The 22,820-nt window shown below is 67.3% G+C and carries 18 protein-coding genes and 1 tRNA gene; 7 read left to right on the top strand and 12 right to left on the bottom strand.

Translation table 11 applies throughout. The annotated features are described in order from the left end of the window. Nucleotides 1–54 precede the first annotated feature (54 nt). From ACIBCN_RS12780 to ACIBCN_RS12765, 4 genes are all read left to right on the top strand, one after another. Nucleotides 55–1,539, top strand: a complete 1,485-nt coding sequence (locus ACIBCN_RS12780) for a catalase (RefSeq protein WP_396991652.1) — start codon at nucleotides 55–57, stop codon at nucleotides 1,537–1,539. Between the two features lie 132 nt (nucleotides 1,540–1,671). After that, nucleotides 1,672–2,595, top strand: a complete 924-nt coding sequence (gene bla / locus ACIBCN_RS12775; RefSeq protein ID WP_396991651.1) for a class A beta-lactamase — start codon at nucleotides 1,672–1,674, stop codon at nucleotides 2,593–2,595. A 924-nt stretch (nucleotides 2,596–3,519) separates the two neighbouring features. Further along, the gene (locus ACIBCN_RS12770; RefSeq protein ID WP_396991650.1) at nucleotides 3,520–4,746 is read left to right on the top strand and encodes a cytochrome P450; all 1,227 of its coding nucleotides are present in this window, start codon (nucleotides 3,520–3,522) and stop codon (nucleotides 4,744–4,746) included. Beyond that, the gene (locus tag ACIBCN_RS12765) at nucleotides 4,743–5,333 is read left to right on the top strand and encodes a TetR/AcrR family transcriptional regulator (protein WP_396991649.1); all 591 of its coding nucleotides are present in this window, start codon (nucleotides 4,743–4,745) and stop codon (nucleotides 5,331–5,333) included. The genes ACIBCN_RS12770 and ACIBCN_RS12765 overlap by 4 nt, the downstream gene beginning before the upstream one ends. A 52-nt stretch (nucleotides 5,334–5,385) precedes the next feature. Here ACIBCN_RS12765 and ACIBCN_RS12760 read toward each other — a convergent pair whose 3' ends face one another. After that, nucleotides 5,386–6,621 (bottom strand): FAD-dependent monooxygenase, encoded by a 1,236-nt coding sequence (locus ACIBCN_RS12760; protein WP_396991648.1) that lies wholly within the window; start codon nucleotides 6,619–6,621, stop codon nucleotides 5,386–5,388. A 101-nt stretch (nucleotides 6,622–6,722) separates the two neighbouring features. Between ACIBCN_RS12760 and ACIBCN_RS12755 the strand changes: the two genes are divergently transcribed. Continuing rightward, nucleotides 6,723–7,301, top strand: a complete 579-nt coding sequence (locus ACIBCN_RS12755) for a TetR/AcrR family transcriptional regulator (protein WP_396991647.1) — start codon at nucleotides 6,723–6,725, stop codon at nucleotides 7,299–7,301. Here the strand turns inward: ACIBCN_RS12755 and atzF are convergent. The 8 genes from atzF to ACIBCN_RS12715 form a co-directional block, all read right to left on the bottom strand. Continuing rightward, nucleotides 7,284–9,035, bottom strand: coding sequence for an allophanate hydrolase (atzF, locus tag ACIBCN_RS12750; RefSeq protein ID WP_396991646.1), 1,752 nt, complete (start codon nucleotides 9,033–9,035; stop codon nucleotides 7,284–7,286). The two genes, ACIBCN_RS12755 and atzF, sit on opposite strands and share 18 nt — an antisense overlap. 140 nt (nucleotides 9,036–9,175) lie before the next feature. Continuing rightward, a complete protein-coding gene (locus ACIBCN_RS12745) occupies nucleotides 9,176–10,315 on the bottom strand; it encodes a Fic family protein (RefSeq protein ID WP_396991645.1) in 1,140 nt (379 codons plus the stop codon). 400 nt (nucleotides 10,316–10,715) lie between these two features. Beyond that, complete coding sequence (locus tag ACIBCN_RS12740) at nucleotides 10,716–11,219, bottom strand: GNAT family N-acetyltransferase (protein WP_396991644.1); 504 nt, start codon at nucleotides 11,217–11,219, stop codon at nucleotides 10,716–10,718. A gap of 183 nt (nucleotides 11,220–11,402) precedes the next feature. Then, nucleotides 11,403–12,128, bottom strand: coding sequence for an SDR family NAD(P)-dependent oxidoreductase (locus tag ACIBCN_RS12735; protein WP_396991643.1), 726 nt, complete (start codon nucleotides 12,126–12,128; stop codon nucleotides 11,403–11,405). Between the two features lie 81 nt (nucleotides 12,129–12,209). Then, nucleotides 12,210–13,400: a DUF418 domain-containing protein gene (locus ACIBCN_RS12730; RefSeq protein WP_396991642.1), complete on the bottom strand. Its 1,191-nt coding sequence runs from the start codon at nucleotides 13,398–13,400 to the stop codon at nucleotides 12,210–12,212. Nucleotides 13,401–13,609: 209 nt separating this feature from the next. Continuing rightward, nucleotides 13,610–13,683: transfer RNA gene (locus tag ACIBCN_RS12725), tRNA-Pro, on the bottom strand. Nucleotides 13,684–13,764: 81 nt separating this feature from the next. Continuing rightward, the gene (locus ACIBCN_RS12720; RefSeq protein WP_396991641.1) at nucleotides 13,765–15,462 is read right to left on the bottom strand and encodes a hypothetical protein; all 1,698 of its coding nucleotides are present in this window, start codon (nucleotides 15,460–15,462) and stop codon (nucleotides 13,765–13,767) included. A 38-nt stretch (nucleotides 15,463–15,500) separates the two neighbouring features. Then, the gene (locus tag ACIBCN_RS12715; protein ID WP_396991640.1) at nucleotides 15,501–16,463 is read right to left on the bottom strand and encodes a metallophosphoesterase; all 963 of its coding nucleotides are present in this window, start codon (nucleotides 16,461–16,463) and stop codon (nucleotides 15,501–15,503) included. A gap of 159 nt (nucleotides 16,464–16,622) precedes the next feature. On the opposite strand from ACIBCN_RS12715, the gene ACIBCN_RS12710 reads away from it, so the two are divergent. Next, on the top strand, nucleotides 16,623–17,087 hold the full coding sequence (locus ACIBCN_RS12710; RefSeq protein ID WP_396991639.1) for a GatB/YqeY domain-containing protein: 465 nt from the start codon (nucleotides 16,623–16,625) through the stop codon (nucleotides 17,085–17,087). A 56-nt stretch (nucleotides 17,088–17,143) separates the two neighbouring features. Here ACIBCN_RS12710 and ACIBCN_RS12705 read toward each other — a convergent pair whose 3' ends face one another. Then, nucleotides 17,144–19,441, bottom strand: a complete 2,298-nt coding sequence (locus tag ACIBCN_RS12705; protein WP_396991894.1) for a penicillin-binding protein — start codon at nucleotides 19,439–19,441, stop codon at nucleotides 17,144–17,146. Nucleotides 19,442–19,872: 431 nt separating this feature from the next. On the opposite strand from ACIBCN_RS12705, the gene ACIBCN_RS12700 reads away from it, so the two are divergent. After that, the gene (locus ACIBCN_RS12700; protein WP_014981178.1) at nucleotides 19,873–20,196 is read left to right on the top strand and encodes a WhiB family transcriptional regulator; all 324 of its coding nucleotides are present in this window, start codon (nucleotides 19,873–19,875) and stop codon (nucleotides 20,194–20,196) included. 95 nt (nucleotides 20,197–20,291) lie between these two features. Here ACIBCN_RS12700 and ACIBCN_RS12695 read toward each other — a convergent pair whose 3' ends face one another. Then, nucleotides 20,292–21,422, bottom strand: a complete 1,131-nt coding sequence (locus tag ACIBCN_RS12695; protein WP_396991638.1) for an ArsA family ATPase — start codon at nucleotides 21,420–21,422, stop codon at nucleotides 20,292–20,294. A gap of 70 nt (nucleotides 21,423–21,492) precedes the next feature. Next, complete coding sequence (locus ACIBCN_RS12690; protein WP_396991893.1) at nucleotides 21,493–22,512, bottom strand: ArsA-related P-loop ATPase; 1,020 nt, start codon at nucleotides 22,510–22,512, stop codon at nucleotides 21,493–21,495. Between the last annotated feature and the right edge of the window lie 308 nt (nucleotides 22,513–22,820).

Below are 22,820 nucleotides of genomic sequence, written 5' to 3'. Positions count from 1 at the left end.
CCCCGGGGGTACAGCCCACCCCCGGGGCATTCGCGCCAACGAGGAGGCTTCGAGATGACCAAGCCGACAACGACGAACACCGGAACGCCGGTGGAGAGCGACAACGAATCGCTCACCGCGGGCACCCAAGGCCCGATCCTGCTGCACGATCATTACCTCATCGAGAAGCTCGCCCAGTTCAACCGGGAACGGGTACCGGAGCGGATCGTGCACGCCAAGGGCGCCGGCGCCTACGGCGAGCTGGTGGTGACCAACGACGTCAGCCGCTACACCAAGGCCAAGCTGTTCCAGCCGGGCGCCCGGACCGAGTCGCTGGCCCGGTTCTCCACCGTGGCAGGCGAGCAGGGCAGCCCCGACACCTGGCGCGACCCGCGGGGTTTCGCGGTGAAGTTCTATACCGAGGACGGCAACTACGACCTCGTCGGCAACAACACCCCGGTCTTCTTCATCAAGGACCCGATCAAGTTCCCCGACTTCATCCGGTCGCAGAAACGCCTGCCCGGCAACGGACTTCGCGACCACACCATGCAGTGGGACTTCTGGACCCTGCGCCCGGAAACGGCGCATCAGGTGACCTGGCTGATGGGTGACCGGGGCATCCCGAAGACCTACCGGCACATGAACGGCTACGGCTCGCACACCTATCAGTGGATCAACGCCGCGGGCGAGCGCTTCTGGGTGAAGTACCACTTCAAGACCGACCAGGGCATCGACTACCTCACTCAGGCCGACGCGGATCGGATCGCCGGCGAGAACGCCGACTATCACCGCAAGGACCTGTGGGACGCGATCGAGCGCGGCGAGTTCCCGAGCTGGACGCTGCACGTGCAGGTGATGCCGGTCGCCGACGCCGAGGGCTACCGGTTCAACCCGTTCGACCTGACCAAGGTGTGGTCGCACCGGGACTACCCGCTGATCGAGGTCGGCAAGTGGACGCTGAACCGCAACCCGGGCAACTACTTCGTCGACATCGAGCAGGCCGCCTTCGAGCCGTCGAATGTCGTGCCCGGCATCGGTTTTTCGCCGGACAAGATGCTGCTCGGCCGGGTGTTCGCCTATGCGGACGCGCACCGCTACCGGGTCGGTACCAACTACGCGCAACTGCCGCCGAACCGGCCCAGGGCCGCGGAGGTGAACTCCTACTCCAAGGAGGGCGCGATGCGGTACTTCTACAACGACGCGAGCGTGCCGGTGTACGCGCCGAATTCCTTCGGCGGCCCGCACGCCGACCCGGCGCAGGCACCCGACGGCGGCCTGTGGGAGTTCGACCCGACGATGGTGCGGGCGGGCTACGTGCGGCACGCCGAGGATGGCGACTTCACCCAGGCGGGCACCCTGGTGCGCGAGGTATTCAACGACGAACAGCGCGACCGACTGGTGAACAACATCGTCGGGCACGTACTCGGCGTACGAGAGCCGGTGCTGAGCCGGGTCTTCGAGTACTGGACCAATGTGGATCCCGGTCTCGGCAAGCGGGTCGAGGAGGGCGTCCGCGCGGGTCTGGACGGCGGTTCGACGCCGCCGCCCGCACAGGGCTGAGCGGCGCGGTAGTTCGAACGCGAGGCAGGTGCGTGCCCCCCCGGTGGTACGCACCTGCCCCGGTAATAGCCGCAGGTCATGCGGACCGAAGTTCCGTTTGCGGGCCGTTGACTGGCCTGCCACAGTGATGGGATGTTTCGGCTGACGCGTGATTCCCGGGTGGCCTTGGCCACCGCCGTGCTCGTTCTACCGTTGCTCGCCGCCTGCGGTACCGATACCCCTGCTGCGCATACCGACTCACCAAGCGCCAGCACGCAGGCCGACAATTCCGCCGCCGCCGAGATCGCGGCGCTGGAGCAGCGATATGCCGCACAGATCGGTCTGTTCGCGGTCGACACCGGAAGCGGCAAGACGGTCGCCGCGGGCGGGGACGTGCGCTTCCCGTTCCTGTCCACCTTCAAGGGACTGGCCGCCGCGGCCCTGCTGAAGGCCCACCCGCTCGACACCGGCTACTTCGATCGGGTCATCCACTACACCGCCGCCGATCTGCTCAGCTACTCGCCGGTGACCAGCACCAAGGTCGCCGAGGGCATGACGCCCGCCCAGCTGGCCGACGCCGCGATCACCCAGAGCGACAACACCGCGGGCAACCTGCTGCTGCGCGAACTTGGTGGCCCCCAAGCGCTTACCGACTTTCTGCGTACCCTCGGCGATCAGGTGAGCCGTCTCGATCGCTGGGAACCGGATCTCAATACCGCGATCCCCGGTGACGAGCGCGATACCACCACCCCGGCCGCGCTCGCCGCCGACTATCGCGCGGTCGTGCTCGGCGATGCCCTCGGTGCGCCGGAGCGCGAGCGGCTGACCGGTTGGCTGAAGGCGAACACCACTGGCGACAAGCGAATTCGCGCGGGCGTGCCCGCCGGTTGGACCACCGGCGACAAGACCGGCACCGGCGATTACGGCTGCGCCAACGACGTGGCGGTCACCTGGCCCGACGGTGCCCGCGCGCCGCTGGTCATCGCGGTGCAGTCCCGCAAGCCCGCCAAGGATGCCGAGCCGAGCAACGAGCTGGTCGCCGATGTCACCAAGACCGCTGTCAAAACGCTGAGCTGACGTTTCGCCGCTGTCCGTCATTCATGGTGGCGGACAGCGGATCTCGTCGCGGTCAGGCGAGAGCTCGGCGGGCACGCGGCCCGGCAATGCCGATCGGCGACGATCTTGAAAATCGCTGCGAACCAAGAGAGTCCGTTGACTTTGGCCGAGGCCCGGTGCCGAGATCTGGCCGGGCGGTCGTTGGGTGAGTCACGGTAACCCAGTCGGATGAGACGCGCGTACGACTATGTCACGACTCTACGACAGAGTGTAGTAGGCCTGGTCGTTTTCGACCAGGTTGCCGCCCACGGTTACAGCAGGCCCCACCAATAGAGCAGGCAGGCCAGTGCCCAGACCACCACGGTTTCCATTGTTGCTCCCAATCTCCTTGGCGCTCCTGCCTCCATCATCCGCTATCCGGGACCAGTTGCTACAAACCCGGCACATTCGCCGCCCACATGGCCTTATTACCGGCGGCTTCGCCCCTGCAAGGTGTTCTTAAGTCCGTGCTAAGCCCGCGCGTGCATTGTTTGTGTCAACACCGAACGCCCCGGGCGGGGGGTTCCGGGGCTTCGGTGTTCTAGCCACCGCCGGGGGTGGGGAACGGAGCGCGACCTGTCTTCGAGGGGTTGACAGGTCGGGCTCCGGGGGAAGGGTGCTTGCCGGGCCGGTCCACGAGGGGTGACCGGCTCGGCGGGCCACTCGGGACACCGGACACGCTTTTCGCTGGCTCTTCCGGGAGCTGACCGGCAACGAGCACCGTGTTGCCACTGCTGAAGGTAACCGCTTAGGGCGCTTGCGCATCGCGAATGCGCGAGGCCGCGGGTGCGCGGCGACGGTCCCGACTCGAAAGGGCGGCCGGACCGGTTTCGGAGGGTAATCGGCCCGGCGCCACCAGTAGAACTTGTTCTAGACATAATTGCCTACTTGTCTTACCGTCACTACATGTTGATCGATGCGTATCGGCCCGCTCCCGTCTTCGAGCTCCGCTCCGGCGCCACCTGGACGTCGCCCTGGGAGATGTATGCCGCACTGCGCGAACAGGATCCGGTGCATCACGTGGTGCCGCCGACGCGTCCCGACAACGATTACTGGGTGCTCACCCGGCACGAGGACGTGTACGCGGCGGCCAGGGACAGCGAGACCTTCTCCTCGCGCGACGGGCTGACCGTGGAATACGGCGAGCTGGCACAGATCGGGCTCACCGACAACCCGCCGCTGGTCATGCAGGATCCGCCGGAGCACACCGACTTTCGCAAACTCGTCGTTCGCGGGTTCACCCCGCGCCAGGTCACCGAGGTGGAACCGGTGGTGCGCCGATTCGTCCGCGAGCGCCTCGACCGGATCGCCGAGGAGGGCGGCGGCGACATCGTCAAGCAGGTGTTCAAGCCGCTGCCGAGCATGGTGGTGGCCTACTACCTCGGGGTACCCGAGCAGGAGCGGGCCCGCTTCGACGGCTGGACCGATGCGGTGGTCGCGGGCAGCATCGATCGCGCGCAAACCCAGGCACTGCCCGCCTCGATGGCGATGATGGGCTACTTCGCCGAACTCATCAAGCGGCGCAGGACCGATCCAGGGGAGGACACGGTATCGCTGCTGGTGCAGGCGGGCAAGGCGGCGGATGACGCGGACGTGCGTGGCCTGGTGCAGATTCTGGCCTACACCTGGACGATGGTCGCCGGGGGTAACGACACCACGACCGGTCTGCTCGGCGGCGCGGTGCAACTGCTGCAACAACATCCGCAGCAGCGGGCCGCGCTGGCCGAGGACAAGGACCAGATCCGCACGGCCATAGAGGAATTCGCGAGGCTGACCGCGCCGGTGCAGGGATTGGCACGGACGGTCACCCGCGATGTCGAGTTGGGCGGCAAGACAATTCCCGTCGGTCGCAAGGTGCTGCTGGTGTTCGGCTCCGCCAACCGGGACGAACGCGCCTTCGGTGCCGATGCGGCAGACCTCGATATCGACCGGAATCCGCAGCGAATACTCACCTTCGGGCACGGTCCGCACCACTGCCTCGGCGCCGCCGCGGCGCGGATGCAGGCCCGAGTCGCGCTGGAGGAACTGCTCGATCGCTTTCCGAACTTCGCGGTGGATATCGACGCGGTCGAATACGCTCCCGGCCCCTACGTCCGTCGGCCGACCACCGTCCCCTTCCGGTGCGTGGCATGACCGGCGATTGGTTGGCCGACGGCCGCGCGGAGCTGGCGGGCGAGCGCATCCTCGACGCGGTGCGCGCGTTGTTCATCGATAAAGGCGTCAGCGGCGTCGGCATGGCCGAAGTCGCCGAGGCCGCAGGGTGTTCCAGGGCGACGCTCTATCGATACTTCGACAATCGGCAAGCCTTGTATGTCGCGTTCGCCGGTCGGGAGGCGCGTCAAGTGGTCGAGCGGGTATGGCGCGATCCTGCGGTCACGGCCGCCGACGACCCTGGCGAGCAAATGTTGGATGGCTTCACCGCGTTGATCGCCGAAGTCCGCAAAACACCGCACCTTGCGGTGTGGTTCGCGCCTGCCAATGCGGGAATCGTTGCCCAGCTGTCGAATTCGTCCGAGGTGGTGGATACCCTCGCGACCGACTTCGTCAGTGGCTTCCGGCCGGACCTGCCCGCGACCGCAGCCCGCCGGCTCGGCCAATGGTTCGTCCGGGTGATGGTGTCCCTACTGACCCTGCCGGGTACTGGCGAAGACGACGAGCGAATGATGCTCCGTAACTTCGCACTTCCGTTCCTGCTCGACCAGCGAACGACGGTCGAGTAAGACGGCAACGACCGGAACCGTGCGGCACGGTTCCGGTCGTTGCGCGTTCGGACTACCGGTCGACGGTCTGCGCCGAGTAATCGGGCAGGTCGTAGGACTCGGTCTTGCTGAGCATCTTCATCATCAGCGGCTTCACCGCCTTCGAGGCCATCAGCTTGCTGACGGTCTGGCCCGCGCGAATCCCGAAGCTGGTCTTGGGGGTCATGGCCTTCAGGCCGCCCGGCGGGAGTTCCTGGGCCTTCGCGATGAACGGGCGGAGCACCTCCTCGTAGCGGGCCAGCGCCTGCTCGGGATCGCCTGCGTGCGTAGCGATTTCACCGGCGAGCACATACGCGCCGATCAGCGCCATCGCGGTGCCGTTGCCGGTGAGCGGTGAGCTGCAGTAGCCGGCGTCGCCGAGCAGCACGACCCGGCCCTTCGACCAGGTCGGCATGTCGATCCTGGCCAGGTCGTCGAAGTAGAAGTCGGTCGCATCGGCCATGGCGGCGGTGATCCTGGCCGCCTCCCAGCCGCCACCGGCCAGCCGCTGCCGGATCAGCTCCTGCTGGGCCGAAACATCGCGGCGCAGTGCGGGATCGGCGTCGGTACGGATCGTGACCAAGGCCTTGGAGGTTGCCGGATCGGCGTCGGGGCGCAGCCCGATATTGGTCGCGCCGACCAGCGAGTGCATGGTGAACCAGTTGTTCTCCGTGCTGTCGGGGGTCGGCAGGGTGAAGAAGGACATGTAGCCGCCGAGGTAGGTCGAGAACTGCTCCTCCGGACCGAACACCATGCGGCGGGTGCCGGAATGCAGACCGTCCGCGCCGATCACGATGTCGAAGCGCTGTTGCTCGCCGGAGGCGAAGGTGACCTCGACGCCCGCCTCATCCTGGTCGAGCTCGATGATCCGCTCGCCGTAGCGGTAGTCCACACCGCCCGCCACCGCCAGCGCGTCGAGCAGCACCTGGTTGAAATCGCCTCGGGTGAGCTCGATTTCGGCGACGCCGCCCTTGCCCTCGAACAGCTCGGTTGGCATCCGCACCACATCGCGGCCCGCGGCGTCCACGAACTTCATGCCGCGCTCGTCGAGCTGGTACTTGCGGATGCCGGGCATCAGGCCCATTCGCTCGGCCACCTCGCGGCTCGGCCCGCGCAGGTCGACGGCCTGACCGCCCGGTCGCGGCGCCTCGGCCCGCTCCACCACGGTGGGGCGGATGCCTGCCCGAAGCAGTTGCAGCGCGACCGCATTGCCGCCGATGCCGCCGCCGGCGATCAGGACGCGGAGCTCGGTGGAGTGGTTGAGGCTCATGATCTTTTCCCTTGCTTGGTCTGAATGTCTTAGACATATGTCTACATCAATCTTGAACATATGTCTAGTACAACTGTTCAAGACATCCGTACAGTGGAGGTATGGGAAACAGAGAAGCACTGCTCGCCGCCGCCCGCACCTGCGTCTATCAGCGCGGATTCGCCCGGACGACGGCACGCGACATCGCCACCGAGGCGGGCGTGAGCCTGGCCTCGATCGGCTACCACTTCGGCTCGAAGGAGCGCCTGCTCACCGAGGCCTTCACTCATGCGACCGGACAAGTGTTCGGTGACGAACTGGCGGAGCGGATTCGGCGCGCGGCGCGCGACCGATCACGGGCGCAGGCGTTTGCCGAGACCTGGACCGGCGTCGAGGAACTCTTCGCCCGCCACCGCGACGGTATCGTCGCCAGCGCCGAGAACCTGATCCGCAGCCACCGGTCGATGGCCGCCGATCAGCACCATATGGCGTCCGTCCACGAGCACGCGATCGCCGGATTCGCCGAGCTGATCAGCGAAATGCACCCCGCGCTGACCGAGCCGCAGGCCCGCGCGATCGGCAAGCTGTACTTCATTCTCATGAACGGCCTAGCCCTGCAATGGATCAGCGATCCGACCAGTCCGCTGCCCACCGGCGAAGAACTCGTCACGGCGATAGCCGCGCTAGCTCCCCATAGCTAGGGAAGCGCGCTGTGCGCCGTGCTCGAGATAGGACTTCCAGCCGCCGAAGCTGGTGATGTCGGTGGCCATGATCGCGGCGTCGTAGGTGCACGCGAAGCCGATTACCGAACGGCCGTCGGACAATTCGATGCTGGTCAACGCCATGGGGGCGGGCAGGGCGGCGAGGAAGCTGCCGAGCCCGGCCTCGGAGACGCGGAACAGCTCACCGGGGATGGGGGCACCGAGCCCGTCGCCATGCCGGACGAGTCCCGGCTTCGGGGGTGTGGTGTCCAGCGCGGTCAGCCGGTAGGCGTCGGTGGTGTGGATATCTCCGGCGAAGCGCGCGCCGAGCTGTTCGAGCTGCCAGTGCAGTGGCTGGCCGCGCAGATGTGCGCCGAAAACGGCCAGGTCGACGCCACGGTCGACCAGCAGCGGTACGGTCTCGGCACCGAGTATGCGGGCGGCGAGATCGACGGCGACCTGGTCGGCGAAGGCAGGCGTCACCAGCATGACGCCGAAAGGCGCACCGGCGGCGGTGGATTCGCCGGGAAACGCGATCGACGCCATGTCGAGGAGGTTGCAGAAGTTGGTGTAGGTGCCCAAGCGTCTGTTGATGCCGATCGGGTCCGCCTGTACCGCGGCGATACTCGGGTGTTCGGTGGTAGTCGGCAGTAACAGTGCGTCGAAACCGATGAGCAGTTCGGCGGCGGACGCGCGGGTGCGGGCCAGGGTGTCCAGATCGGCGGCGAACGCGGGACCTGAGGTGGCTCCGGCTGATTCGATGATCGCGGCGACCGTGGGATCGGCGCCGGCGGGTGCGGTATCCAGGAAGGTCCCGACCGCGGCATAGCGTTCGGCGACGATCGCGCCGTCGTAGAGCAGGAGCGCGGCGTCGAGCAGGACGGAGATGTCGACCTCCTCGATCGTCGCGCCGGAATCCGCGACGACGGCCGCGGTGCGCGCGAACGCCTCCCGATACGGCCCGCTCAGCGCGGCCAGGTCCGCGGTGCGCGGAATCGCGATGCGCGCAGCCAGCGGCGCCGCCAGCCGGACATCAGCGGGCCAGGCGCGGCTGCGCGGATCACGCGGTTCGGGACCCGACATCACCGCCGCGGCCGCCACCGCGTTCGCGAGGTCTCGGGCAAAAACGGTGACCGCGTCGTAGTCCGCGCACGCGGGCACGACACCGTGCGCCGGAATCACGCCGAGAGTGGCTTTGACGCCGACGATTCCGTGCAATGCCGCCGGAACCCGGCCGGAACCCGCTGTGTCGGTGCCGATTCCGAGGTCGGCGATGCCGAGCGCCACCGCCACCGCCGAGCCCGAACTGGAACCGCCGGAGATCAGCGTGGGATCGTGCGCGTTTCGCACGGCACCGTACGGGCTGCGCGTGCCGACCAGCCCCGTGGCGAACTGATCGAGGTTGGTCTTGCCGAGCACGATCGCTCCCGCCGCGACCAGCCGCTCGATCGCGGCCGCGGTCACCTCGGCGGTATACGCGAATTCGGGGCAGGCCGCAGTCGTCGGCAACCCGGCCACATCGATGTTGTCCTTGACCGCCACCAGTACCCCGGCCAGCGCCAGCGAAGCACCGTCGGCGAGCCTTTGTTCGACCGCCGCCGCCTCGGCGGCGACCTCACTTTCCGGGCGCAGGGTTATCCACACCTCGGGCCGATCCACCTCGGCGATCCGTCGATACGCGGCGGTCACCCGCGCGGTGGGTAGTGCACTGCCGTCTGGGCCGCCGGTGCTCATCTGGCCGACTCCGATCACTGCCAGTGGGGTGTCGACATGCCGGTAAACGCTATGGATCTGGCGTTTCAGCAATATGACAACAGGTTAGTGGGGCGTAAGGATCCGCTCACCCTGCCGATTTCGCCCGCCGGCGCTCTCGTTCACGGCTTGACCAATTCTGCTCTGAGCCCCGGAAACGGATCAACGATGTGCCGCGGAATCTCCTCGCGGAGAACAGATCGGAGCTCGACGAGCTGGGCACCAGCCACATAGTGACGGCCGCGAGTCTCCCCCCGCGCGGCGAGAAGTCCGAGGTCGGTCAATGCCTTGAGGTCTCGGGAGGCTGTTCTTTCGTCGATCTGGGCGCGAGTGAGATAACCGTGTCGGCGGATGCGGAAACCGATCAATGCGTCGTACAAGATGTCGGCGGTCCGCTCGGGCAACTTGTGCGCGCCGATGAGGTCGTCGAGATGCAGCCACGCGCGTTCGGTGCGACGCATCCGGCCCTCGACCGTCTGCGCTTGAATATCGTGGGCACGCAGGTTGAACTTCACCCACAGCCCGGCGTCGCGCTCCGGGGACCAGGCGCCCGCCCCGGTGACCGCCAGGATGCGGTAGTAGTCGTCGGTATTGACGCCGAGCCATTCCTCGATGCTGCCGAATGTCGGTTCGGCGATCCCGCCGCGGGACACGACCAGGGTTTGCAGGGCCCGCGCCATTCGCCCGTTGCCGTCGCGGAACGGGTGGATCATCACCAGGTTCAAATGCGCCATGGCACCGGCCACGATCGGGTCGGTATCGGTCTCGAGCGCATCGGCGAGCTCGGCCATCAAACCGGGGACCAGCGCCGAGCCGGGACCTTCGTAGACGGTGTCGCCGCTGGTGTCCTCGCGCACATAGATCGGTCCGGTGCGGTATTGGCCGGGGCTCTTCGCGAGGTCGTGGCCGAGAAGCATGAAATGCAGTGCCCTGATGGTGGATTCGTCGACCGGCGCCGCACTCTGTGCCACCGTGAGCACATATCCGAGCGCCTGCCGGTAGCCGCGGATTTCGGCGAAGGTCTGCTCATCGGCGCTCAGCGCTTCCTCGTAATCGACTGCGGCCGCCGCGTCGTCGGTCTCGACCCGGTAGCCCTCGATGCTGTTCGAGCCACGGATGGCCCGGGCCATGAGATTGCGCCGCAGCAGCCCTGGCCAGCGTTTCGGCACCCGCATGGCCGACGCGAGGCTGGCGCGCCGCCGGTAGATGCCGGTCAGCACGGCCTGGTCGGTGGAATCGAGCTCGGGTGTCGCGTACAGCACGCGTGTCCTCCAATGCCGATGATGTCTCTAATCTTAGGACAGAAGTACAGTTATGGCTCTAAATTAAAGACATTAGGACGGGCCGGTGTCGCGGACGCTGAAGGCTCAGTGTTGTGGAGAGCGAGGCTCGGATTGATCGCGAAACCGGTCGGCGGGGATTGAGGTGTGCGGATCGGTTGGTCGGCGCTCTTGGCAATCCGCTGAAACGGGCGCACACTTTGAATGGGCGGAGTTGACAGCGGGGATGGGAGGCTGGTGATCGGAATTCCGTGCGGCACAGCCCTATAGGCGGCCAGCGGCGGATCGGTAGCGTTGAAGAAATGTCGAGAGTTCCTGTGCCGGAGAGGCTTCGGTGGTCTGTAACGGGGGCCACCGTGGGTGACGGGCGCGGCTCTCTTGGTTAAGCGTTGGCGAGCTTGTACTCGAGCACGTCGCGCGGTTCGCCTGCGCCGAAGTAGCGTTCTTCGTAGCCGGTCCAGGCGAAGCCGATGCGCCGGTAGAGGTTGTATGCCGACTGGTTGGTCGGGCGGACGGTGATGCGCACGCTGCGCATCGCGCGCTGCCTACATAGGTTGATCGCTTCTTGTAGCAGGGTCGATCCGTAACCGCGGCCGCAACTGTGCGCGCGGACAGCGAGGCTGAGCAGCCAGCCGCGGCGATCCGGCGTGAGCGCGACGAGTACATGGCCGAGGACGATGCCGTCGACCTCCACGATCAGCCAATTGGCACCGTGCAGGTCGAAGAGCTGGCGCAACACGAAGTACGGGTAGGCCTGGTCGCCGAAGCGCTCGGCCTCGATCGCCGCGACATCAACGAGATCGGAAAGCTCGGCACTCCGATATACGGGCGACGGTGCCGCCATCGCGCTGCCCACTGTGCTCCCTTGCGCGGTAACACGAGTCATAAAACACAGCGTAAGCGTTTGCTCGGTCGGTCGAGGCGATCCCGGTGTGCACGATCCGGATCGAGATCGTTCAGGAGGAGTCTTGCGGCCGTATCGAGTCGTTCGGCTACCGTTCGACCCGATTCGGCCCGCTGTTCTCGTTGCCCGGGTTTCACCGGCGGTTTGCCTGCATAGCGGCAGTTTTCAGGCGGTGCCGCCGCCGACTCGAAGGTATTCGGCGGTCACCGCTTCGGCATCGTCGCTCACCAGCAGGGCCACCGCCTCGGTGATCTCGGTTGAAGCGTTGACGCGGTCGAGGAATTTCGTCCCCGCGGCGTAACTCGTTTCGTGCTCGGCCTTTTCCGCGAGGTTCGCCGCCGCGCCGTGGCTGACCGCGTTGACCGTGATGCGCCGCGGTGCGAAGTCCGCGGCGAGCGCGCGAGTGAACGCCGCGATGGCGCTCATCGCGGCGTTGTCGACGGCGTTGCCGGGCGCGGTGCAGCGTCCGACGGTGATGATGCGGCCACCGTCGGACAGGTGGGTCGCGGCGAGTTGTATGCCGTAGAAAACGGCTTTGGCGGGAGCGACGAAGCCGAGGTCGAAGTCCTCATCGGAGACCTCCCGCAGCGGCGCCGTTATCGCCGCCGTGGTCTGTACCAGCACGTCCCAGTGCCCGCACTCGTCGAGCATGGCCTGGATCAGCTCCTCGTATTCGGCCCGATCGCCGATGTCGGCCGCGAGGGCCAGCGCCGAGCCGCCCGCGTGGGTGATCTCCTTGACCACGTCGGCGGCCGACTCCGGCGCGTGCGGATGCTGGATCACCACCCGCGCGCCTTGTCCGGCAAGAGTTTTGGCGATGGACTTGCCGATCCCGGTGTCGCCGCCGGTGATCAGGGCCACCTTTCCGGTGAGCGGACCGGTCTTGGTCATGGCCTTGCCTTTCCGTCTGCGCCGCTGGGTGTTCAGCAGAGCAAGTATGCAGGCCGCGCCTACCCAAAATCGACTGCTTCGCTACGCCGTTCGGCTTTCCACCGCGCGCCACGCCGGTCGGCGGGCGTTGGTGATCCACCGCAGCAGCCACTCCGCGGGCCCATATCGGTAGTGGCGCAACCACACTGCGCTGACCGCCAACTGTGCCGCGAAGACGAGCAGCGCGACCGCCAGCGTCGCCAACGGTGAAAGACGGCCCGCGACACCGAATCCGATGCCGGTGAACAGCAGCAAGCCGATGGCCGATTGACCGAGATAGTTCGTCAGCGCGATCCGCCCGGCCGGCGCGAGTGCCGCGCGCAGCCAGCCGGTGCGCGGGCTGTGCATAACTCGCAGCAGGGTCGCGACGTACGCGGCGGCCAGCAGCGGTGCGGTGAGGACGCTGACCGCGACGGGCAAGGCGTTGCCGGTACCGCCGCCGATCGTGTAGATCAGGCTGCCCGCCAGGCCGATCGGAAACCCGATCCATTGGATGCGGCGCAGGATCGGCTCGTCGCCGCGCACCCGCGCCAGCAGTTTCCGACGACCGGCGACCATGCCGAGCAGGAACATGGCGAGCGCGGTCGGCCCTTGCAGCGTGATGGCTTGCAGGACAAGCAGTGGCAATCCGGCGAGGTGATCCCCGATGACGTCGCTCCACCCGCCGAGCAGCGCCGCGGTGGCCTGCCTGCCGTTGTCCTGAGCCTCGGCCGTCGAGGGCAAGACCGCCGACATGTCCATGAGCAGGCCGCTCGCCAGCAGGCCGAGCAAGACGAACCCGTACAGCGCGGCGGCGACCCGCAGCGCGGTCCGATCGCCGACTCCGCGCATCCAGAACAGCACGAGGCAGGCGAGCGCGTAGGTGGTGAGCACGTCACCGCTGTAGAGGAACACGATGTGCAGCACGCCGAGGACGAACAGCCCGACGATCCGGCGCAGCATGCGTGGTTCGAAGGCCGCGCCGGCCCGCGCCGCCGAGGTCATCTGCAGCGTGAAGCTGTAGCCGAACAGGAACGAGAACAGCAGATAGAACTTCATGTCGACGAACACCGACGACAGCGCGCGAACCAGGTCGTCGAGCGAGGAGTCGAAGGCGGGGTCGGTCACCAGATTGCCGGGATACCCGGAGGACATGAACGTGATGTTGACGATGAAGATCCCCAGCAGCGCGAACCCGCGCAGTGCGTCTACATCGTGGATTCGGGCGCGAGTCGCGACCAGCTGATCGGTCATGGGTGTCCGACTTTCAGTTATCGAGTGAGATTAAGTATCCGACAGATAGTATATGGCGCATACTAACTCGGCGCGCAATAGGGGAAGACCCTGAAAGGACCGTTTGGATGGGGATCGCGTGCTGCTGTTTGCCCGCGCCGCAGGCTCCGGAAACGGGTCTGCCCCCTGCCGGTGAGGGCAGGGGGCAGACCGTTCGTCTCAACCACGAGTCGGGGTGACAGGATTTGAACCTGCGACCTCTTCGTCCCGAACGAAGCGCGCTACCAAGCTGCGCCACACCCCGTGAATCGAACCTGGACTACCTTACAACAAGGACGGTGTAGACGTTAAACCGCCTGTTCAGCGGGGTATTCCCGGCGGGAGGTCAGGCGTCGTGCGGGCGGATGCTTGTGAAGATGCGCTTGGCGGTGTCGGCGTCGAGCGCGTTGGGGACGCCGGTGTCGGCGGCGATCACCATGACGAAGCTGCCGTTTTCGGTGGGGAAGGCGGCGGTGTAGATGGAGTACGCGGTGGCGCAGCCGGGCTTGGCCTGGGTGACGGTGCCCTTGGTTTCCACGAACATGCCGCGCTGCGAACCGTCCAGCGATTCGAGCGGGACGGGTGGGGCCGGGTGGGCGTCGGCGGAGGCGGTGTAGGCGACTTTGGCGGTCCGGGTGCCGAGATCGGTTGCGGCGGTACCGGAATCGGCGTCCTTCGAGCCGGTGAGGAACGACGCGGTCCGGGTCGATCCGGGGCAGTAGCCCTTGCCGTCGCTGGCATAACCCTTGCCCGCCACCGCGTTCGGCGGCTCGCCGAACCCGCCGATGGCGGTCTCCGGTGCGATCGTCCAGCCTTGCGGCACGTCGTAGGCCGCGCCGCGGTCGGGCGCGACAACGACCTGGTAGCCGGGGACGACCGGATTCTCGTGGCGGCCCGAGCTGCTCGGGGTCGGCGGCGCGGTGGTGGTCTTCGACGGTGTCGGTTGCGCTCCCTCGCTGGTGGTGAGCGCGCTCACCATGGAGGGCGAATTGCGTTGCGAGTCGGCATTGTTCGACCCGCGCTTCGCCAGCGTCACCGCGGTCACCGCGCCCGCGGCGACCAGCAGCACCACCAATCCGATCAGCAGCATCGCCTTCCCGCGCCCGCTGGGCGGTGGCCCGCTCGCGCCGTGGCCGGGCGGTAGGTGCTGTGGCGGCGGCCCGCCGAACCCGCTCTGTGGCGCGTACGCACCGGCTGACGGCTGTCCGTACTGCGGTGCGGCATAAGCCGGCGCGGGAGCCGCAGACTGCCATTGCGGCGTGGGATCGGGCTGGCCTAGTCGCGTGGCGTTGGGATATCCGAGAATGGTCGGTGCCGCTTCGCCCGGCGCGTCCGGGCTCGGCTCGGCGGCGCCGAGGCTCGGCTGCCAGAGGCCGACCGGCTCACCGGTACCGCGAGACTGTGGCTGTGCCAACAGCGTCGGGTCGGCCTGCCCCGGTGCCTGCCACTGCGCGGACGGCGCCGGAGCACCGGCGACCGGCTGTGCCATGAGGGTCGGGTCGGCGCGGCCGACGGTGGGGGCCTGCCACTGCTGACCGCCGGCCGGCTGCCACTGTGCGCTGGGTGTGGCACCGCCACTGCTCGGCTGCCACTGCGAGTTCGATGCCGGAGTCGATCCACCCGGCTGCCACTGTGCGTTCGTGGCCGGAGCCGACCCGGCGTTGCCCCACTGCGGGTTCGATGCTGGGGCCGATCCGCCCGGCTGCCACTGCGCGGGCTGGCCGGTCGGACTCGGCTGCCATTGATAGTTGGGCGCCTGCTCCGGCTGCCCTTGCACCGTGGGGTCGGCGCTCGGTGCGTTCGCCCCCGGCTGCCACTGGACGGTCGGATCGGGCGCTGCCGCCGGTTGCGGCCATCGCACCTGCTCGTGGAAACCCGAATCCCGTTTCCACGGCCGCGGCGGTGCGGGCTGCTCGGCGGTTTCCGCGTCCGACCCGGCCGGATCGGATTGGTCTGCGCCGTATGACTGTTGCTGATATGGGTGCGCCGCACCGGGCTGGCCCAGAACGGTCGGGTCGTTGCGCCGGTCGTCGAATCCACTCACAGTTGTCCCCTGCCTGACACACGTCTCGGCACGCGACCTTAGCGGGCGACGGCCTCCGAGGTGGACACGCCCTGGCCGGTGTCGGCCGACGGCCGCTTCGGCGGCGCGGCGACCAGCGTCAACAGGGTGGCCTCCGGGCGGCAGCAGAAGCGGTACGGCGCCCACGGCGAGGTACCGACGCCCGCGGAGACGTGCAGCTGGGTGTGCTCGCCCCACTTGGACGCGCCCTTGACCCGGGACCGATCGATGCCGCAGTTGGTGACGAGCGCGCCGTACCCGGGCAGGCACAGCTGACCGCCGTGCGTGTGCCCGGCCATCACCAGGTCGTAGCCGTCCTCGGCGAAGCGATCGAGCACGCGCGGCTCGGGGGAGTGGGTGAGGCCGATGCGCAAGTCGGCCAACGGGTTCGGCGCGCCGGCGATGGTGTCGTAGCGGTCGCGGTGCAGGTGCGGGTCGTCGACGCCCGCGGTGGCGATCCGGATGCCCGAGACCTCGAGGTCGCGGCGGATGTGCGTCAGATCGAGCCAGCCGCGCTCGGTGAAGGCCGCGCGCAGGTCCTTCCACGGCAGCGGGGCGCCGTAGACCCGGCGGTGATCCTTCTTGAAGTACTTCATCGGGTTCTTCGCCACCGGCGCGAAGTAGTCGTTGCTCCCGAAAACGAAAAGCCCCGGGCGGGAAAGCAATCCGCCGAGGGCCTGGACTACCGCGGGTACCGACTTCTGGTGCGAGAGGTTGTCACCGGTGTTGATGACCAGATCCGGCTCCAGCCGATCCAGCTCGCGCAGCCACTGCTGTTTACGCTGCTGGCCTGGCGTCATGTGCAGATCACTGATGTGTAGCACCCGCAGCGACGACGACCCCGGCGCAAGGACCGGCATCGTGGCCTCCCGCAGAACGAAGGCGTTGCGTTCGACCAACGAGGCGTAGCCGATTCCGGCCACGGCCGCCCCGGCGGCTCCCAACGCGGTCGTGCGGACAGCAGAGGTCGAGATTACGGGCATTTGCCCAGCATAGGTGACCCCGTTGCGGAACGCCGAGTGTGTTTAGGCACAAGCGCTTGCATTGCGGCCATCGACCCACCCCGCGAAACAGCGCCACGATTCGTCGCAGCTGCGCAAATGTGGTGGGCGGGTTGCGAGCGACCGGCTACCGTGAGCCTCATGTCGGAACTCAAAGCGCAACTGCGGACGGACATGACCGCCGCGATGAAAGCCAAGGACACGCTGCGTCTTGCCACGCTGCGGATGCTGCTCGCCGCCATTCAGACGGCCGAGACCGCAGGCTCCGAGGCGCGCGAACTCTCCGATGCCGACGTGATCGCCGTGCTGCAGAAAGAGGCGAAGAAGCGCAGCGAGTCGGCCGAGATCTACACCCAGAACGGGCGCGGAGAGCTGGCCGCCAACGAACACGCCGAGGCCAGGATCATCGACGAATACCTGCCAACCCAGCTCAGCGAGGCGGAGGTCGCCGATGTCGCCGACACCGCGATCGCGCAGGTTGCCGAGGAACTCGGCGAGCGGCCGGGCATGCGCCAGATGGGCCAGGTCATGAAGGTCGCCACCGCGCTCGCGGAGGGCAAGGCCGATGGCTCGCGCCTGTCCGCAGCCGTGAAGTCCCGACTCTGACGTGGTGAGTGCCACGTGAAAGGGCCGCGAACCTGATTGGTTCGCGGCCCTTTTCGTCATCGTGGGATCGGGATGGGGATCGGGATGGGCGGCAACAGTGGCGGCGGCGGCAGCCCCGGGATCCCCGGCGGAGCCGGTGGCGGGCCCGGCGGCGGCGCGGCCCGCTGCGTGCCGTCGCTGATGTAGAGCGTGATCACCGAACCCGGAATCGCCGACCCGTTCGGCGAGGTCCCCATCACGGTGCCCTTCGCCTGAGCGCCGGGCCCGGTCACCGGCGTCACCTGGAAGCCGGCGCCGACCAGCGTGGCGGTCGCCTGGCCCTGGGTCTGTCCGGCCACGTCGGGCACCTGCGCGTTGTTCGAGCCGCGGACGTACTTGTCGTCCAGCGGCGGCAGCCCGGGCGGTGGGAAACGGTTGAGCACCGGCTTGATGGAGTTGAACCAGGTCCGCGCGGGTTCGTTACCGCCGAACAGGTTTCCGTCGCCGCAGTTGCGCAGCGGGAACGAGCAGATCTCGCCGGGCGTCGGGCTGTCGCCATAGATGTAGGTGGCGGCGGCCATCGAGTTGGTGAAGCCGAGGAAGGCCGAGGAGCGGTGGGTCTCGGTGGTGCCGGTCTTGCTGGACACCGGCGCGTTCCACCCCGACGACTGGGCCGCCCCCGCCGCGGTGCCGCTGGTGTCGTCCTTGCTCATCGCGTTGGCCAGGGTGTTGGCCAGGCCGGGCTCGATGACCTGCTCGCAGGCCTGCTGGGTGAGCGGCACCTGCTTACCCGACCGGTCGACGACCTCCTTGATCGGATTCGGCGGGCACCACTTGCCGCCGGAGCCGAGGGTCGCGGCGACATTGGACAGCTCGAGCGGATTGATCGCGACCGGGCCGAGGGTGAACGAACCGAGGTTCTGTTCCTTCATCATGTCGGCCAGGCTCTGGTTGCCGTGGCCCGAGCTGCCCGCCTCGGTGTAGGAGCGCATGCCGAGCCGCACCGCCATGTCGACGGTCGGCGTCACGCCGACGGCCTGAATGAGCTTGACGAACGCGGTGTTCGGTGAGGTCGCCAGCGCCTCGGTCACCGACATCGGCGACTTGTACTTGCCCGCGTTCTCGACGCAGTAGGTGGCCGGCGGGCAGCCGCGCGCACCACCGTTACCCATGCCCTTGGCCTCGAAGCGGTTCGGCACGTCGAGCTGGGCGTTGATGCCGAGGCCCTTCTCCATGGCCGCGGCGGTGGTGAAGAGCTTGAAGATCGAGCCTGCGCCGTCACCGACCATCGAATACGGCTGTGGCTGCACGGTTTCGTTTCCGTCGCGGTTCAGGCCGTAGGTTCGGCTGCTCGCCATCGCGAGCAGCGGATGCGAATCCTGGCCCGGCGCGACGACGGACATGACCTGCGCGATGTTGTCGAGGTTCGGGTTGGCCGAGTCCGTCACCGAGCGCTTGACCGAGTCCTGCACGGCCGGGTCGAGTGTCGTCTTGATCAGGTAGCCGCCCTTGTCGATCTGCTCCTTGCTGATCCCCGCGTTGGCCAGGTACTGCATCGCGTAGTCGCAGAAGAAGCCGCGGTCGTTGGCGGCGATGCAGCCGCGCGGCAAACCCTTGGGCTCGGGCAGCACACCGAGCGGCTTGCTCTTGGCCTCGCGGAATTCGTCGGCGCGGCTGGGGATGTTCTGGATCATCGTGTCCAGCACGGTGTTACGCCGGGCCAGCACGCCCTCGGAGTTGGTGTAGGGGTTCAGCTTCGAGGAACTCTGCACCATGCCGGCCAGCATCGCGGCCTGGGACACGTTCAGGTCGGAGGCGTCGACGCCGAAGTAGGTCTGCGCCGCGTCCTGGATGCCGTAGGAGGAGTTACCGAACGGGACCAGGTTCAGGTACCTCGTGAGGATCTCGTCCTTGGTCAGCTCGCGGTCCAGGGTGAGCGCCATCCGGATCTCGCGGATCTTGCGCGCGGGGGTGGTCTCGATGGCGGCCCGGCGGTCGGCGTCGGTCTTGGCCACGACGAGCAGCTGGAAGTTCTTCACGTACTGCTGGTCGAGCGTCGACGCGCCCTGCTGGACCTCGCCGCTGCTGGTGTTGGTGAGGAACGCGCGCATCGTGCCCTGCCAGTCCACACCTGCGTGTTCGGCGAAGCGCCGGTCCTCGATGGAGACGATCGCCAGCTTCATGTCGTTGGAGATCTTGTCGCTGGGAACTTCGAAGCGGCGTTGCTCGTAGAGCCAGGCGATCGGTGTTCCATTCGCGTCGACCATGGTCGAGACGGCGGGCGCGGTGCCCTCGACCAGTTCCGAGGACACGTTGTCGACGGCATCGGCGGCCCGGTTCGAGACGAATCCGAAGCCACCTGCGAGCGGGAACATCAACCCGGCGACGAGCACGGCGGCCAGCACGCAGCTGCCGGCCAGCCTCGCGAGCGTTTGTGTGATCGGCACGAACCCCAGCCTACGGGGTGGGGTCCGAGCGCTCTTCCGTGCGTTTACCCGAAGGCGATTCGTCCGAACGATTGGGCGTGTCGCGGGGGCGAGTCTGGCGTGTCGCGGGACGGCGCGCCGCGAATGTGCCGGACCTGCCGCCGCTTGCGGCATTTTGCAGGGACGGACGTACCAAAAATTCCGGGGGCGGTCTTGCGCTAGGCCCATACCTTTACCTAGATTGAGAACCCAGTGTGATAGAGCTAACACTCAAAGTGGAATGTGGTGCAGTTCGCAGCGGGGTTTGGGTTGCTGCGACGCTGACACGCGATTCTGGAGCGCCGTTGACCCGGTGTTCGGACTGCAAAGGGGCACACCAAATGCACATGACAACCCCCATCGCTCGATTGGACGTGGAGCAGGCCGAAGCAAGGATCGCCTGGGTAGCCCAGGCCCGATGCAAGGAAGTGGATCCCGATCAGTTGTTCGTCCGCGGGGCTGCGCAGCGCAAAGCCGCGACGATCTGCAGGCACTGCCCGGTGCTGATGCAGTGTGGTGCCGACGCCCTCGACAATCGAGTGGAGTTCGGAGTGTGGGGCGGTATGACCGAGCGGCAGCGTCGCGCGCTGCTCAAGCAGCATCCCGAGGTGACCTCCTGGGCCGACTTCTTCCAGGCCCAGCGCCAGCATCAGGTGGCAATGTAGCCCCGGTAACCATTCGGAACTGAGCCTGCTGACGCGGGCTCAGTTCCGTTTAAAGCGCAATTACTTCCGGGTGCGATAGCCGATGCGTCTATGTATCAAGCAGATGCTCGGTTACCGGTCAGTTGGTCAGCGACCGCGCGCAGCGCCGCCAGATCCGACACTTCGAACGGCAACGCGGTCACCGCCACAATCGGTACCCGCGGATGCGCTCCGGTAAACCGGTGCAGCAGATGCTGTTCGCGCTTGTCGGTGGCGACCCGCCTGGCATGGATGCGCAGCACGGCCGAGGTGAGCGGATCGCTTTCGGCCAACTGCTCGGCCGCCGTCAACGCGTGACCGCCGGAGAGCGAACTGAGTGCCGGATGCGTCCGGTTGAGGACCAGTCCGGCCAACGGCATTCGCTCGGTGGACAGCCGGTCGACGAAGAACGACGCCTCGCGCAGCGCGTCCGGCTCCGCCGCGGCAACCACCAGGAAGTGGGTGCCCGGCTTGGAGAGCATCGCGTAGGTGCGGTCCGCCCGATCCTGGAAGCCGCCGAACAACGAATCCAGCGACTGCAGGAAGTTCGACGCGTCCTTGAGCATCTGCCCGCCGACGATGGTGGACACCCCGCGCACCGCGAGGCTCATCGCGCCGGTCACCAGCCTGGTGACGCCGCGGCCCGGCGCCATGATGACCCGGATCATCCTGCCGTTCAAGAAGTTTCCGAGCCGCTTCGGCGCGTCCAGGAAGTCGAGCGCGTTGCGCGACGGTGGCGTGTCGACCACGATCAGGTCCCACTCCTTGCGCCCGGCCAGCTGACCGAGTTTCTCCATCGCCATGTACTCCTGCGTCCCGCCGAACGAGGACGCGACGGTCTGATAGAAGGGGTTGGCGAAGATCTGTTCGGCCTTGTCCGGGCTGGTGTGCTCGAGCACCATGTCATCGAAGGTGCGCCGCATGTTCAGCATCATCGCGTGCAGCTCGCCCTTGGCCTCCGGGCCGAGCGGCACCCGCTGCGGGGTGTTGCCGAGGTCGGCGACGCCGAGTGACTGGGCCAGCCGCCGGGCGGGATCGATGGTGAGAACGACCACCTTGCGACCCTGCTCCGCCGCGCGCAACGCGATCGCGGCGGCGGTGGTCGTCTTACCGACGCCGCCCGAGCCGCAGCAGACCACTACCTTCGCGGTCCGATCATTGATGATGTCCGAAACATCAAGCGACGCGGCCACGGTCGGGGTGCTCATGACTGCGCCTCGCTGCTCGGCTCCGTCATGAGCACCCCGATGGCGGCTGTGCTGTTGGTTCGCTCGCGCACTATCGGACCCCTTGTTTACTGAGATGTTCGGCCAATTCATAGAGGCCACCGAGGTCCATGCCCTCCGGCAACGCGGGCAGATACATGCGAGACACGTCGACCTTGGCGAGCTCATCGGCGCTGTCGTCCTGCGCCTGCAAAGTCGCCGCGTGCTCGATGGTTTCGGTGATCAGCCCCTGGAAGTCTTTGTCCGCCAAGGTGATCCCCGACGCAGCCAAACCCGCGCGGACGGCATCGGTGTCCAGCTCGCCCTGCGCGGCCTTGGCACGCAGCTCGGACGGCAGCTGCCCCTCGGTGGCGCGGTTCACGATCACCGTGCCGATGCGCAGATCCGCCGCCTTCAACTCCGCGACGGCGTCGGCGGTCTCCTGCACCGGCAGCGCCTCGAGCAGGGTGACCAGGTGGATCATCGTCTGATCCGAGTGCAGCAGCTTGGAAACGCCCTCGGCCTGCGAGGCGATCGGTCCGCCCTTGGCCACCTCCAGCATGGCCTGGGTGACGTCGAGAAACCCGGCGATCCGGCCGGTCGGCGGGGCGTCCACCACGATCTCGTCGTAGACCCGCTTGCCCGACTTGTCCACCCGGACTGCGGTTTCCTTGATCTTGCCGGTCAGGATGACGTCACGCAGACCGGGCGCGATGGTGGTGACGAACTCGATGGCACCCATCCGGCGCATCGCCCGGCCCGCGAAGCCGAGGTTGTAGAACATGTCCAGGTATTCGAGGAACGCGTGCTCGATGTCGAGCGCGAGCGCGACCACCTCGCCGCCACCGTCGGCGGTGGCGATCCTGGTCTCGGTGGGCGGCAGCGGCGGCAGATCGAACAGCTGGGCAATGGACTGCCTGCTCTCCACCTCCACCAACAGCACCCGGCGCCCGCCCGCGGCCAACGCCAATGCGAGTGCCGCGGCCACCGTGGACTTGCCGGTGCCTCCCTTTCCGGAGACATAGTGCAAGCGGGCCTTTTCCGCGCGCTTCGGCCACCCTGTTTCCAGCTTCGGCTCCGCCGAAAGAGGCACTGCTGTTGGTACTCCCACGCTCGCGAGCCTATAACCCGTTCTGAGATCGCGCCCGAGGGATCCGCCTAGTGCCTGGTCCAGCGCGTGTGTCTGTACCAGACAGCGGCCCCGGTTGCGCCATGGGCAACACGCAGTATCACTCGCTCTGTACCGCTCGGTGCCGCCGCGTCACCCGCTACCGAACCCCTCGCCAGACCCCCGGTTTCGAGCGCAGCGAGATCGAGCATTGACCGTTCGCGGCCCGTCGCGCGTCCGAGCTGTCGAAGCGCATGCGCCGCAGGCGCGAGTCTCGACAGCTCGGACGCGCG

Source organism: Nocardia sp. NPDC051052, assembly GCF_044456045.1.
Taxonomy (GTDB): domain Bacteria; phylum Actinomycetota; class Actinomycetes; order Mycobacteriales; family Mycobacteriaceae; genus Nocardia.
Note: the sequence above shows the minus strand (reverse complement) of the source record. Positions and strands in the feature narration are given on the sequence as shown.